Raw genomic sequence first — 14,411 nt, 5'->3', positions numbered from 1 at the left:
CAACTGTCAAGTGAGCTAACTTTTAGCAGCAGGATTAACTTTGATGATAACAGATATATTCGGCTTGATGCCATTGGTAGCTCTGGGCATTTTTTTTCTTATATTTGAGAAAATCGATAAGTGTTGGCGCAGTGCTATTTTGTCTGCTGCAATTATTTGGGGAGTGCTTGTTGCTTCATCTACGGAAATTTTAAGTTTATTTAGGTTGCTGACTTTCGAGTGGGTGTTGGGGCTGTGGCTGGTAGCAGGTATTCTCGGTTTGATTGTTTATTTAAAATTTAAGCCTAGCGAGCCAATTTTGGAAAAAACTAAAGATGAGCAATTTTCTAGTGTCTTAGCGGGGTTGCTAGGCGGTGTATTGTTGATTTTTGCTGGGGTTGGTTTGATTGCTGTGGTTGCGCCGCCTAACAATTGGGATTCGATGACTTATCACATGAGCCGGGTTGCTCACTGGATGCAAAACCGTAGCGTGGAGCATTATCCTACTTCTTACGTGCCGCAGTTGTATCACCCGCCGGGGGCTGAGTTTGCAATTATGCACTTTCAGATTTTAAGCGGGGGCGATCGCTATGCTAATTTGGTACAGTGGTTGAGTATGGCCGGCAGCGCGATCGCAGTTTCTTTAATTGCTCAACACCTGGGTGCTAATGGGCGCGGTCAAGTTTTTGCAGCGGTTTTTGCAGCGACTTTACCGATGGGTATCCTCCAGGGTTCTAGCACTCAAAACGATTATGCTGTATGTTTCTGGGTGGTGTGTTTTGTTTGCTGCGGTTTAGCAGGACTCCAGGCAGGAATTACTGGGTTTAATACTTTCAAAATCGGTGCTGGTTTGGGTTTAGCTCTGTTGACAAAAACGACAGCTTATATATTTTGTCTGCCTTTTATTCTGTGGTTTCTTGTGGCAGGGATTAAAGGTTTTCGGGGAAAGATGCTGCCACCGATTTTGATAATAGCTGCGGTAACTTTGATGCTAAATTTAGGTCACTTTTGGCGAAATTATGATTTGTTTGGTTATGCGATCGGAGCGCCAGAAAGTTTTACTAAAGAATATAAAATTGAAGGATTGACGCTGCCAACTTTCCTGTCAAATGTAATTAGAAATTTAGGTATGCAAGCCGGGACGAGGATTTCCCGGATTAACGGCGCAATCGTGGGAGTGATTAACGTGCTGCACAGAATACTGGGAGTAGCCACAAACGATCCGCGCATCACTTGGCCTCCCGGACAAGTATTTGCGATCGCCACACCGTCATTTAATGAAAACACAGCTACCAACCCGATTCACTTTTGGCTGACATTTGCCACCATCGCGCTGATATTTAGAAATCACAGTTTGAAAAGAACCCAAATAGTAGTAACTTATTTAAGTGCTGCAATCATGACATTTTTACTGCTGTGTCTTCTTCTCAAATTGCAACCTTGGCACAGCCGTCACCACCTGTCAATATTCGTGTTATTTGCGCCGATATTTGGATTAGCCGTCTCGCAAATATCAAATCATAGAATAGCGAATTATCTAGTGGCAATTCTAATTATCATGTCCCTACCTTGGATTGCTCACAACAAATTCAGACCTTTACTGGGAGATAGTAACATTTTTAATAGCAGCAGACAAGAGCTTTACTTTACAAGCAGGCCGAACATCGAGGTTGCTTACAATAAAGCAGTAGATTTTGTGAAATCTCAAAAGTGCGCGAATATAGGATTGTCGTTTTGGGCGAAAAGTGTGTGGGAATATCCCTTGTGGGTAATGCTTCCAGAGTCTGGGAAACCAGCACCTCGCATCGAACACATTTCGACGATAGATCCCGTCGTCGGGCAAAAACTGAACGTAGAGCCTTACAAAAGTTTTATTCCTTGTGCGATACTTTACTCTGATACAAAAAATGACGGCAAACAACTAAAAGAGATAACAGTCAAAAATCAAACTTACGAACACAAATGGTCGATGGAACCGCTGAGCGTGTTTGTGAAAAAATAAAATCTTGATTCAACAGCTAATCGCCTGATTGTACCAGAGAAACTCCGATGCAAAATACACCTAAATATTCCTTAATAATTCCCATTTATAACGAAGAAGAAAATCTCCCCGAATTGTACCGCCGAGTTAGTGGCGTGATGGAGCGAATGGACGACCCAGTAGAACTAATTTTAATCAACGACGGCAGCCGCGATCGCTCTTTGGAACTTTTACGAGATTTGCACGAACAAGACTCACGGATTTGTTACCTCAGTTTAGCCCGCAATTTCGGCCACCAAATAGCGGTAACTGCTGGTTTAAACTTTTCTAGCGGTCAAGTTGTAGTCATCATGGACGGCGATTTGCAAGACCCGCCAGAGCTAATTCTAGATATGGTAGAACAGTGGCGGCTCGGCTATCAAGTGGTTTACGCCCAGCGCACTCAACGCCGTCAAGAAAGTTGGTTTAAGCGGTTGCCAGCTTATATGTATTATCGCATTTTGCGGAATCTTGCGGATGTTGATATTCCGATCGATACGGGGGATTTTTGTTTGATGGATAGGTGCGTAGTGGACGTGCTCAATGCGATGCCGGAACGCAACCGTTACATTCGGGGATTGCGGGCTTGGATTGGTTTCAAACAAACTGCTGTTAAGTTTGATCGAGATCCGCGTTTTGCTGGCGACGTTAAGTATACCTTCAGCAAATCTTTTGCTTTGGCGATGAACGGTTTAGTATCTTTTTCAAAAGTTCCTCTGCAACTGTCGATTTATTTGGGTTTGTTTTCGGCTTTGGTGTCTGTGTTAATGGCTTTTTTGGTGTTGTATTGGCGTCTTTTCTCTCCTGGTGCGGCATTAAGTGGTTTGACGATTATAATTATGGCGGTTTTCTTTTTGGGTGCGGTGCAGTTGGTCAGTATTGGGATTTTGGGGCAGTATATCGGGCGGATTTACGAAGAGGTGAAGGGGAGGCCGCTGTATACGCTGGGAGAAGTTGCTGGTTTTGGCGATCGCCCAAAATCACCAAAATAATCTTAGCAAACAACACTTAAGGAATTTTGCCCAAGTTATCTGGTATTATATGGAGTCAGCTAAAATGCTGACACTAAAATAGGTTAGTAGTGAGGACTTCAGTCCGCAAAAATCCGAGTCATGAAGTCATCACTAGCAACATTTATATTAAGGTTTGTAGTGATATCAATTCCGGTTGGATCGGAATGATTTTACCGCAGAGAACGCAGAGAACGCAGAGATGAATATTTTCTATGCTAATGGAATTAATATGAGGAATTTAGCCTCAATATATTAGCATTAAAGATTGAGAATTAGATTAATGTAGGGTTTGCCTCGCCCTGTAGGTTAGCTGATTTGGGGGATGAAACGCCCCAAAAATTTGTTGGCATCACAAATCTGCTGCCTGCTTAATTGATGCTTTTTTGCCCGCTGCGACACAGATCACAACTAAACAAGCGCTGCCTAGGGCGATCGGTTCTACAGTTTCACCAAGCAAAATGGCGGATGCTAAGATAGTCAAAAATGGTTGCAATAGCTGAATTTGTCCTACTCTGGCAACTCCACCAATTGCCATCCCCTCATACCAGGCAAAAAATGCGACAAATTGACTGACAATACTCACATAGGCAAAACCCAACCACGCCGTGGGTGCAGCTATTAATCCATGTTTTAAAACTACAATAATTGTCGGCAAAACCTCGAAGGGAGCAATAAGTATCAATGCCCAACAGATAACTTGCCAGCCACCTAAAGTCTTAGCTACTCGCCCACCTTCGGCGTAACCAAAAGCAGCAGCAATTACCGATGCAAATAAAGCTAAATCTGCGGGTTTGAGTTGCCCTGCACCACTGACAATTCCAAAACCGACAACGGTTACACTCCCGGCGATACTAGCAAGCCAAAAGCTAGAAGATGGCCGATCGCCCGATCGCACAACTCCCCCGATTGCTGTGGCTAAGGGTAACAAGCCTAATACTACGGCACCGTGGGCGGCAGGTACTCGCTGCATTGCCCAAGCTGATAATAGGGGAAATCCGACAACCACTCCCAATCCGACAACTAATAAACTCCACAATTGCTGTTTGGAGGGGATAGGTTGATGCGTTATTTTTAAAGTTACTGCTGCTAGTACGGCTGCTACTAATCCGCGTCCTAATCCTACAAAAATTGGGTCTAAATCCTGCACGGCTGCTCTAGTTCCTGGCAGTGTTAAGCTGAAGCCAATTACGCCGATAAAACCGTAAATTAGCCCGATTGTTTCTGGCTCTAATTGATGATTTTTCCAGTATAATTTCATTTTTTAGCTGTGAAGTATAAGTGGTTTTTACGGAGGTGGAGAGGTGCAGAAGAAAAAAGTGGAGAGGTGCAGAAGAAAAAAGTCGGCGGTTGAAACCGCTACTACACAGACAAAACCCGCCTCCGCGGGTTGAAGAGTAAAAGTTGGCGGTTGATGCCGCGTCTCTATAGATAAAAACCGCACTTTAACAAGGGAGGGCGAACACTTTTGCGGGCTGAATAATTCATGAATTGTCGATCGCCAATTTTTGATTTGTTTCGCTCGATCGCCTCGCAGCATCAGCTACTTTCAAAGCGTACAAACTACTGGTGTTTTCGACGTACAAGGGCGTACCGTCGAGCAGACAGTCTAACACCATATCCGTATCTTTGGCAAACAAACCGCGCCGCGTTCCTACTTTGAGAGTTTGCCGATTTTCCCCCTGAATTAATTGACCGGATTCGGGAGTGAAAATTAGGGTTCCGGCTTCTCCGTAGATGGTAAAAATGTTTTCTGACTGGGAAAAAGTCTCTCCCTTTCCATACACAGCTTCAGCGAGTACGCCATTGGTAAAGCGCAACTGTGCGTTGCACAAACAAGCTTTGTATAAATCCGGTTGTGTGTCCCAAAATTGAGTTTGACAGTTAACGGTTGCGACTTCCCCGAACAAATTAGTAAATCGGTGGAGTCGAGAGATGGCGCCGATTAAGGGAAAACCAAACAGGGAGTGTTGAAAAGTCCAGCGCTGCGGTGCGGTGCGCTGGGGGGTAACGGTGACGTAGCGGGCGTAAAAAACTTTACCGATTAATGGTAAGGATTCTTTGATGGCTTGGTGCAAACCGCCTAACAGTTCGATGTGTTCGATGTGGAGGAGTTTTTGGTTTTGGGCCGCCAGCTCGATCGCCCTTTTTGCCTCAGATACATCTAAAGATAGAGGATATTCGACCACAACGTGCTTGTGATTTTCCAGCGCCGCCAGGACGATCGCCCCGTGATCCCGGTTCACCGTACAGACGATTACTAAATCTAAATCGTCTCTTTCTACCAGTTTGCGCCAAGAAACCGCAGCTTCTGCGCCAAATTCTTCACAAAATTCTGCGGTGTTTTCCGGGTTGTGGCCCGCGACTGCTACCAAATTCGATCGCGCGTCAGCTACCAGCGTCTGGGCTCTCAACTTAGCTGCAAAACCAGTACCCACAATCCCCACGCGAATTGGAGAATTTACTGAAAAACCAAAGCCTGTATTAATCTGGGTCATAGGATTTGAGATTTGAGATGTTGCATTTTTATATTGGAGATTTAAGCTCTAAGTATAGTTAGAGGCTTACAGCGGAGGGATTGGCGGTTCTATCGCTGAGATTTTAGGCTGTGGTGCGATTTCTGGGATTTGTGCGATCGGGCTTGCACCACCCAAGTTAGAAATGCCTTCTCACTATACATCTCACCCCTGGCGGGGACAAACTTGCAGCCAGCCCTGTAGAAAGTCGATCGTCCTTGGAGATACCAAATACCCGGTTTTTCGGCTGTATTTAGCCGCTCAAACCAAGATTTTTCCTAGAAACTTGGTGGTTTGGAGCCAGGGTAGCTACAAGACGAGCCCACCGCTGAGCCCAACATAGATATAAGCAATCAAGATGAAATTAGAAAAAGTTATAACTAATCCCATTCAAATTTTTTGTAAATGAGTGTTGCAACCTTACTTCTTTCCCCTACTATCATAGAGGGAACGAACCTAAGAGCTAACCTCAAAGCTAATAAAGCCTTGAACGTTGCATTAGGAAAAATTATTGAATTTGTTGAATTTTTGAGAGGATTTAGTGCATGGCAACTTACAAAGTTACCCTCATCAGCGAAGCCGAAGGAATCAACCAGACCATTGACGTTGATGACGATACTTACATTCTTGATGCAGCCGAAGAAGCAGGACTTGACCTCCCGTATTCTTGCCGCGCTGGAGCTTGCTCCACCTGCGCCGGCAAAATTACTGCTGGTGAAATTGACCAATCTGACCAATCTTTCTTGGACGACGACCAAATCGAAGCCGGATTTGTTCTGACCTGCGTCGCTTATCCTAAGTCTGATTGTACGATCGAAACTCACCAAGAAGAATCCCTCTACTAAGGAAGGATTTACGGGCGCGATGCGCTAAGTAACCCGGTTTCTTGTTGGCGTAATTGAGCTATTTTTGCTCAATTACGTTAAGAAACTGGGTTTTTGTGTTGAAGACGGCGGTTGAAACCGGGTTTTTGCGTTAAAGACGGCGGTTGAAGACGGCGGTTAAAGACGGCGGTTAAAGACGGCGGTTAAAGACGGCGGTTAAAGACGGCGGTTTCAACCGCGTCTATACAAACCAAACCCGCACTTCGACAAGCTCAGCGACCACCTCCGCGGGTTGAAGAAAAGACGGCGGTTAAAGACGGCGGTTAAAGACGGCGGTTAAAGACGGCGGTTGAAACCGCGTCTATACAAACCAAACCCGCACTTCGACAAGCTCAGCGACCACCTCCGCGGGTTGAAGAAAAGACGGCGGTTGAAACCGCGTCTATACAAACAAAACCCGCACTTCGACAAGCTCAGCGACCACCTCCGCGGGTTGAAGATAAGACGATTAATATTGCATATGTTCTTCAGTCCGCGGAGGCGGACTTCGTTTGTGTAGACGCGGTTTCAACCGCCGAATCTTATCCCGAATGCTTATCCCGAATCTTGTCCTATTCCCGCCAAAATGTAATCGAATCATTGAGGGGTACAACTTGAGCGCCGGGAAAATAAAAACTCAGAATACGATCGCCATTCCAGCCCAAATTAGCTAAATTGTAAGAACCGGTTTGACTCATTCCCACGCCGTGTCCGAAACCGCCGCCGACAAAAGCATAACCATTCAGGCTTTTATCCGCATTGTAAATCGGTTCGAGATAAAACAGCGTGCTAATCGGCGGATAAAAAGCATTCCGAATCTCGTCTTTGTCAATATCGATGGGGCCCAAGTCTGTTTGTACCTTCATTTGCAAAACTCTACCTGCGGCTGATCTTTCCACCACTTCAACTTTTGTGAGAGTTTTAAAATTAGCTAGCGGGTGCTTTTTTTTCTGAAGATACTGTCGCAGAAATCCACCAATCGATGTCAACGAGACTTGTTCGCGCCAGCGGAAGGTTTCTTCTTTTTCCTCATTAAACCCTGCTTTCAGGCTCATAAAGCGCCGGAAATTGGTTTCATCCGACAAGCTCTGCTTTGTCAAATCCCAGACGTTTTTGGGGGAATCGACGATCGATCGCAAATATGGACGTTCCGGGCCGTGCCACACATCGCCGAAAGTCGCTGTCACACCGCCGCTAGACGCTGAATAGAGCGCGTCTACTAGCTGATTTTCGTAAGTTAGGACTAAACCTGCTGTTTGGGCGATCGCGCGATCGCTTTGGGGAAAAACTTCCGTCAAACCCTTATAAACTTGACAGTTAACATCAGCGCACAACTCGTAATTATCCACAGCAAACCGGCGCAAATTTCTCAGGGCGTAGGTTCTCGCCAAAATAGTTTGAGCGACAATTGAAGCATAAGGTGCAAAAGCGCCAATTTCGTGAGGAACAACACCGCGCAAATAAGTTTCCGTAAGCACATTATTGACTAAAGTATAAGTGCCATAAGAATTTTTTTGTAAGCGCAGACTGCCGCCATAACGGCGAGTTTGTTGAATAGCTTTTTCAGGATCGGTAGCTGTCGCCTCTTGGGTAGTTTGTTCCAATACCTCAATCACATTTTTGCCAGCAGTCACATCCAACTCATTGCGGTTAAAACGAAAGCCATTTAAAACCCAAAACGTTTGAGGTACTTGTTTAAAAACTTTAGTATCTAAAAAAGCTGTCTTATTACCTTGATCTTGCAAACTTTGCAACAGCCAGCGCCGCACCAAAGGAGAATTATAAGTATCTCTTTTTGCCCAAACTTGCCAGCGCAAAGGTTGAGCAATTTCTACATCAATGCCCTTAGCGCGCCACTGATTCGCGCTATCTTCTGCACTCTCAAAACTGCGGTGCGAGCTCAGAACAACTCGTTCTTCTACTAAGGGCGCTTCCAGAGGTTTATTGGCGATTTCTAGCTTGATGCTAGTGGCAGTTTTGGTTTCTGTACCTTGAGGAGTTTTGTAACTCAAAGTTAAACTGTCGCCCGGTAATGCTTTCAGCGTCAGTTTGTCGGTAGCTTTAGTACCAAACCGCTGCACAACGCCGATTTTGATGGGTCGATTTTGGGGAGTTTGGGCGTATCCCGGAGCACTGAAAACGGGCAACAGACACAATGCGGCGAAAACAGTGCTAGAAATGCAGCTAAACCATTTGTAATTGGGAGTTGGAGGTGCTTGAGCGAACACGGTTGTGTGTCTCCCGATAGTTGAAATTTAGGGATTTTTCATTGTACGTTAGCACATTTGGCGGCCACTACAGCGAAATTGCCGAAGATAAGCCAGTCGTAGGGTGCGTCGCCTGCGATAAATCCCTAAAAAAGAGCAACAATCTCGTAGCGACGCACCTTGCAAAATAATCATGCTCTCAGAAACCGGATTTCTTGCGTGATTTCTCGCTACTAAACGCAAAACTTCAGTCTGTCATTGCGAGCTCTTAGCGAAGCAATCGCAAAAGTTACGATACCTAATGCAAGTCTGTCATTGCCAGCTCTTAGCAAAACAATCGCAAAAGTTGAGTCGTAGGGTGTGTCGCCTACGATAAATCCCTAAAAAACAGCGACAATCTCGTAGCGACGCACCTTCCAAAATAGTTGTGCTCTGGTGAAACCGGGTTTCTTCGTAGATTTATCGCTACTAAACGCAAAATTTCGTAGAAACCCGGTTTCTAGCCTCCCATGAAAAGCCTTGAAACTATCCAACCTTTAGGCACTGATTATGTGCAGAAGTTGCAACAAACTTTCATTCAGGCGAATAACAATAATTCTGTGAAGAGTCGCCAAGCTGTGGAAAAGCACGTTGTAACTCTGCAAAATGCCTTGGAGGCGATCGCCGAAAACGCGAAAATTCTGATGCAGGTGTACGATGGCGAGGGTAAGCGGATTGCGAGTCACGAACCGAAGTAAGTGCGTTGAAGTGTGTTGAAGTGCGATCGTCCTGGCTCAGCTTAATATCGGCCGCGTTTTGTTTGTGGGGATGTTAGGTTGAGCTTGTCTCGCTAAACTAGGTGTAGGAGTAGTTAGTCATCAAAAGTTTGGCTGTTATTCCGATTTGGGTTGTTAGGGAAAACAAGGAAGGAATTGGCTATGGCACGAGATGAGGCGTATCAGTACGCAGAGAAGTTCATTGCACAATCAAAAAATGCTGAAAACAAAAAAATACTTTCTCTCAGCGACATGAAACTGACGGAAGTGCCAGAGTCCATCGCCTCCCTCACCCCGTTACAAATGCTTTTCCTCTACAACAACCAACTGACGAAACTGCCAGAGTCCATCGCATCCCTCACCCAATTGCAATTGCTTAACCTCTCCAACAACCAACTGACACAACTCCCAGAGTCGATCGCCTCCCTCACCCAGTTGAAAAATCTTGAGGTGTCCAGCAACCAATTGACTGAAGTGCCAGATGCGATCGCCTCCCTCACCCAGTTGCAAGAGCTTAATCTCTCCAACAACCAACTAACGGAAGTGCCAGATGCGATCGCATCCCTCACCCAGTTGCAAATGCTTGACCTCCGCAACAACCAACTGACGGAAGTGCCAGAGTCGATCGCCTCCCTCACCCAGTTGCAACGGCTTGACCTCTCCAACAACCGACTGACGGAAGTGCCAGAGTCGATCGCCTCCCTCACCCAGTTGCAAATACTTGACCTTTCCAACAACCAACTGAGGTCACTACCAAAGTCGATCGCATCCCTCACCCCATTGCCACAGCTTAAACTAGACAGCAACCCTCTCAATCCCGACATTGCTGCTGCATATGAACAAGGTAGTCGAGCTTTATTCCAATACTTGCGTGCAAAAGCAGAAGCACGGGTGACACTAAATGAAGCCAAGCTGATCATCATTGGTGAGGGTGAAGTCGGCAAAAGTTGTCTGTTGGGCGCATTGCGGGGGGATGAATGGGTGGAAGGTCGCCCCACTACTCATGGGATTGAGATTAAACCCGTTGCTGTCACCCATAGCGACACAGAAATCATCCTAAATGGTTGGGATTTTGGCGGTCAACGGGTTTACCGACCGACGCACCAGTTGTTTTTTAGCGCTCCAGCCGTATATCTCGTAGTGTGGAAACCACGGGAGGGCCCCCAGCAGGGCTTTGTCAGAGAGTGGATTACGCTGATCAAGCACCGGCAACCGGAGGCGAAGGTTTTGGTAGTCGCCACCCACGGCGGCCCCGGACAGCGACAGCCTGACATTGACAGACAGGAGATTCTGGATAGATTCGGTAGCGATATGGTGCTTGGTTTCTTCCATGTAGACAGCAAACCCACCAACGACAAGGATTGTACCGGACTTGCGGACTTAAAAGCAGCTATTGCTAGTGTTGCCGCGTCTCTGCCCGAAATGGGCCAAACCGTTCCCGCCAAGTGGCAGCGAGCCCGAGAAATCTTGCAAACCAACAACAAAGCCTATCTACCCTACGATGATGTGATTGCCCTCTGCGCCCAACAGGGAATTGATGAGGAGCAGGCAGAACTATTTCTTCGGATCTCCAATACATTAGGGCATTTCATCCATTACGATTACGACCCCACCCTGCGCGATATCGTCATCCTCAAACCCGACTGGCTGGCAAAAGCGATTAGCTTCGTGCTAGACGATCAAATGACTCGCCAACGCAACGGTTTAGTCGAATTTGACTATCTCAGTCAGTTATGGAGTAATCCCCCAGTTGCCGATGAGGAAGGCTACCCACCAGAACTGCATCCCATCTTTCTACGGCTGATGGATCGCTTCGATCTCTCCTATCGAGTGGTGTTCGATCCAGCTAAAACCAGCAATACCAGTCTGATTGCTCAACTTGTACCGGATATCCGCCCGCAAGAAAAATTAACCGCCAATTGGGGAGAACAACCAGAATCTGAAGACAGACAACAAGTACAAATCTGTCGCATTGTAGACAATCGGGGGCAGTTTGCAGTAGCAGAAGGGTTGTTTTACCAGTTGATTGTCCGCTTGCACAAATACTCGCTGGGTCGATTCAATTACGAAGACAGCATCCACTGGAAACGAGGTTTGATGCTGGAAAACGACTATAACGGTCGGGCATTGCTGGAATATATTGATACCGATGTAAAAATCACTGTGCGGGCCGCTTATCCAGAAAGGTTTCTGTCTTATCTCACCGAAGAGATTAAATCTCTAGTCGAGTATTTCTGGGAAGGATTGGATTGTAACATTATGGTTCCTTGTCTTACGCCTTGCGGTAAGAATGATCCAGGAAACGGACTATTTGAAATAGAGAAACTAATTGAGAGCAAAAAGGAAAATCGTGATGAGTTTCCGTGTCCTCAGTGTGGTAAATGGCAAAATATTGATCGCTTGCTAAATAATGCACCGCTCGCTCAACCTTCTGCTCAGATATTGTTGACTGCAAAACTCACAGATGTGCAGGATACATTACAAGTTATTCGACAAGAACTATCCGCCAAAGATGGGCGAGATCGAGAACTATATGATGAACTTACGAAACAACAACTTGCTACTATGAGCAAGGTTGATATGCAGTTTGCAGATATGATGCAGATGCTGACCGATGAAGCCAAAGATGGGCCACGTCTATTTAGTTTTAAGCCAATCGAGCCTGGTTTCTTCGATCACCCAAAATGGATCAGTGCCAAGTTTCAACTTACCCTCTGGTGCGAACACTCTCGCCAGCCCATACCTGCCTTAAATCCCAACAACAAAAAGCAGGGAGTCTATGAATTAAACCTTTCACGTGAGTGGTTCATCAAAGCAGCCCCCTATTTCAAAGTCATGACTGGAGTGCTTAGCCTAGTGTTACCTGTCGCCGGCTCAGCCACCAAGCTAATGTTAGATGACACCACCTACCAAGCCATTGAAGAACAACTCGATTTAGGACAAAAAAGCATCGAGTCTATCTCAAAAACTAGCGAAGTTTTTGCTTTGTCTAACAACGATGCACCTGATTTTGTACAGGGCGGAGTAATCCGTGGCCAAGGAGCGATTTTGCGAGAATTACACGCGCTTTTGAAAGAGAAAGATCCGGGTTTTGGTGGTTTAGTGCGGGTGCAGAACCAACGCCGCGAATTTCTGTGGGTTCATCCAGATTTTGTGAATGAGTATTAATTTCGGAATCGGCGATTGAAATCGCTAGTTATTGTAGGGTGCGTCAGGGCTAAATGTGACGACTACAGACTAAACATTTTCCCCCTGACGCACTCTACAGTTAGTTAGCTATTTGGTAAGTTATTGTAGGGTGCTAAGTTCATAAAATTTTTTAAATTAGAATTGGCGGTGAATGAATCAGAAGATCGGGCGGTGGAGAAGACCCGGCGGTTGAAACCGCGTCTACACAGACGAAACCCGCCTCCGCGGGTTGAAGAAAATGCCGTAGTTGAAATTATGTTATCTTATTCAGTCCGCGGAGGCGGACATCGTTTGTGTAGACGCGAATTCTATTCGCCGTCTGATTCAGTCCGCGGAGGCGGACATCGTTTGTGTAGACGCGAATTCTATTCGCCGTCTGATTCAGTCCGCGGAGGCGGACATGGTTTGTGTAGACGCGGTTTCAACCGCCGTCTTATCTGGCGGTTTCAATCGCCGTCTTATTTGTTATTTCTGCTTCCAATATTGACAAGCAGCATAGGCCAAAGTGACAGCGCCGGTCACAATGGCGGCTTCATCCACCTCAAACTGCGGGTGATGTAGAGGATAATTCGGTTTGTCAGTCAGCCCCACTCCCAAGCGAAACATTGTTCCCGGCGCGTGTTCTAGATACATCGAAAAATCTTCCGCGCCGAGGGATGGTTCTGGTAAAATTTGAACGCGCGATCGACCTAAAGCTTCTAAAGCCGCACCTTCGAGTAATTGCGTCAGTTTCGGGTCGTTTTGGACTCCGGGCACGCCGCGCTTGTAGGTGAGTTCGTACTTAGCGCCGTAAGTCGCGCAGACGCTGGACACAATTTGTTCGATCCAAGCGGGTAGTTTTTCGTGGGTTTCGGGATGTAGCGATCGCACGGTTCCTAATAATTTTACGCGATCGGCAATCACGTTTGGAGCTCGCCCGCCGCTAATTTGCCCGATCGTCAAAACCACAGGCCTCAAAGGATTTTGCGTGCGACTAATCGCCTGCTGCAAAGTAGTAATAATCTGAGAAGCAATCCAAATTGCATCGATCGCCTCGTGAGGACGCGCACCGTGGCCAGATTCACCAATTACAATCAATTCTAGGTCATCCGCCGCCGCCGTCAGGGCCCCGTGACGGATACCGATACAACCGCCGGGAATCGTCGGAAAAACGTGCACTCCGAGGATGCCATCAACATCTTGCATCGCCCCATCTGCAATCATCCAGCGAGCACCTTGGGCAATCTCTTCCGCCGGCTGAAACAAAAAGCGCACATTACCAGAAAATTTTTCTTTTAACTCAGACAATATCATCGCTGCGCCCAAACCCACCGTAGTGTGGATATCGTGGCCGCAGGCGTGCATCACTCCCTCGTTGCGCGAGGCAAATTCTAAATTAGTACGTTCTTGAATCGGTAAAGCGTCCATATCAGTGCGAATTGCTAGCCAGCGAGACTCGTTGCTGTTAGTTTTGAGTTCGCCGAGGACTCCGGTTTTCCCGATTCCTTCCGTGGCGCGGACTCCGCTAGAAGCGAGCACTCCGGCTACATAGGCCGCAGTTTGATATTCTTGGCCGCTGAGTTCGGGGTGCGAGTGAATGTGGCGGCGAATTTCGGTTAAACGGGGTGCGAGGGTGGCTGCTAGTTCTTGGATGCGGGCAAGCATGGATTATGTTGGGGAGAGCTTTAATCCACTAGGTTAACGCAAATGCTTGGCTGTGAACTGGGTTGTAGGTGGAAAAAGTGCGATCGGGCGATCGGGCTTTTGATAGTAATGCTATTGCGTTGGTGAATTAGATTTTTTTTATTAACCGCAGAGGGCGCAGAGAACGCAGAGAAAAAAGAGTTAGGCATAAATCGGGGATAGGAGTCAATATTATAGGTTAAAATACTG

General features: G+C 46.5%; 9 protein-coding genes. 5 read left to right on the top strand and 4 right to left on the bottom strand.

The genetic code is table 11. The annotated features are described in order from the left end of the window. Positions 1–43: 43 nt before the first annotated feature. Entirely contained in the window at positions 44–1,981 is a 1,938-nt protein-coding gene (locus tag QZW47_RS18170) for a hypothetical protein (protein ID WP_293129334.1), read from the top strand. Positions 1,982–2,028: 47 nt separating this feature from the next. Then, positions 2,029–2,991 (top strand): glycosyltransferase family 2 protein, encoded by a 963-nt coding sequence (locus QZW47_RS18165; RefSeq protein WP_293129332.1) that lies wholly within the window; start codon positions 2,029–2,031, stop codon positions 2,989–2,991. Positions 2,992–3,361: 370 nt separating this feature from the next. Here QZW47_RS18165 and QZW47_RS18160 read toward each other — a convergent pair whose 3' ends face one another. Together QZW47_RS18160 and QZW47_RS18155 are read right to left on the bottom strand one after the other, a co-directional pair. Next, complete coding sequence (locus QZW47_RS18160; RefSeq protein WP_293129330.1) at positions 3,362–4,270, bottom strand: DMT family transporter; 909 nt, start codon at positions 4,268–4,270, stop codon at positions 3,362–3,364. Positions 4,271–4,493: 223 nt separating this feature from the next. Next, positions 4,494–5,507, bottom strand: coding sequence for a Gfo/Idh/MocA family oxidoreductase (locus tag QZW47_RS18155; RefSeq protein WP_293129328.1), 1,014 nt, complete (start codon positions 5,505–5,507; stop codon positions 4,494–4,496). A 563-nt stretch (positions 5,508–6,070) separates the two neighbouring features. Between QZW47_RS18155 and QZW47_RS18150 the strand changes: the two genes are divergently transcribed. After that, complete coding sequence (locus QZW47_RS18150; protein ID WP_293129326.1) at positions 6,071–6,370, top strand: ferredoxin; 300 nt, start codon at positions 6,071–6,073, stop codon at positions 6,368–6,370. A 590-nt stretch (positions 6,371–6,960) separates the two neighbouring features. Here the strand turns inward: QZW47_RS18150 and QZW47_RS18145 are convergent. Next, complete coding sequence (locus tag QZW47_RS18145) at positions 6,961–8,616, bottom strand: SpoIID/LytB domain-containing protein (RefSeq protein WP_293129320.1); 1,656 nt, start codon at positions 8,614–8,616, stop codon at positions 6,961–6,963. Positions 8,617–9,104: 488 nt separating this feature from the next. Here QZW47_RS18145 and QZW47_RS18140 point away from each other — a divergent pair, with 488 nt between their 5' ends. Continuing rightward, positions 9,105–9,332, top strand: coding sequence for a hypothetical protein (locus tag QZW47_RS18140; RefSeq protein WP_293129318.1), 228 nt, complete (start codon positions 9,105–9,107; stop codon positions 9,330–9,332). A gap of 180 nt (positions 9,333–9,512) precedes the next feature. Then, a complete protein-coding gene (locus QZW47_RS18135) occupies positions 9,513–12,518 on the top strand; it encodes a COR domain-containing protein (RefSeq protein WP_293129316.1) in 3,006 nt (1,001 codons plus the stop codon). A 486-nt stretch (positions 12,519–13,004) separates the two neighbouring features. On the opposite strand, the gene QZW47_RS18130 is transcribed toward QZW47_RS18135, so the two are convergent. Further along, complete coding sequence (locus QZW47_RS18130) at positions 13,005–14,183, bottom strand: M20 family metallopeptidase (RefSeq protein WP_293129314.1); 1,179 nt, start codon at positions 14,181–14,183, stop codon at positions 13,005–13,007. Positions 14,184–14,411: the final 228 nt, after the last annotated feature.

The sequence above is a fragment of the Microcoleus sp. bin38.metabat.b11b12b14.051 genome (assembly GCF_013299165.1).
Classification (GTDB): domain Bacteria; phylum Cyanobacteriota; class Cyanobacteriia; order Cyanobacteriales; family Microcoleaceae; genus Microcoleus.
Note: the sequence above shows the minus strand (reverse complement) of the source record. Positions and strands in the feature narration are given on the sequence as shown.

What these genes read in the sequence shown, in the direction of transcription:
- QZW47_RS18170 (WP_293129334.1), top strand. Translation starts at nt 44, where the DNA reads ATGATAACAGATATATTCGGCTTGATGCCATTGGTAGCTCTGGGCATT.
- QZW47_RS18135 (WP_293129316.1), top strand. Translation starts at nt 9,513, where the DNA reads ATGGCACGAGATGAGGCGTATCAGTACGCAGAGAAGTTCATTGCACAA.
- QZW47_RS18140 (WP_293129318.1), top strand. Translation starts at nt 9,105, where the DNA reads ATGAAAAGCCTTGAAACTATCCAACCTTTAGGCACTGATTATGTGCAG.
- QZW47_RS18150 (WP_293129326.1), top strand. Translation starts at nt 6,071, where the DNA reads ATGGCAACTTACAAAGTTACCCTCATCAGCGAAGCCGAAGGAATCAAC.
- QZW47_RS18165 (WP_293129332.1), top strand. Translation starts at nt 2,029, where the DNA reads ATGCAAAATACACCTAAATATTCCTTAATAATTCCCATTTATAACGAA.
- QZW47_RS18130 (WP_293129314.1), bottom strand. Translation starts at nt 14,183, where the DNA reads ATGCTTGCCCGCATCCAAGAACTAGCAGCCACCCTCGCACCCCGTTTA.
- QZW47_RS18160 (WP_293129330.1), bottom strand. Translation starts at nt 4,270, where the DNA reads ATGAAATTATACTGGAAAAATCATCAATTAGAGCCAGAAACAATCGGG.
- QZW47_RS18155 (WP_293129328.1), bottom strand. Translation starts at nt 5,507, where the DNA reads ATGACCCAGATTAATACAGGCTTTGGTTTTTCAGTAAATTCTCCAATT.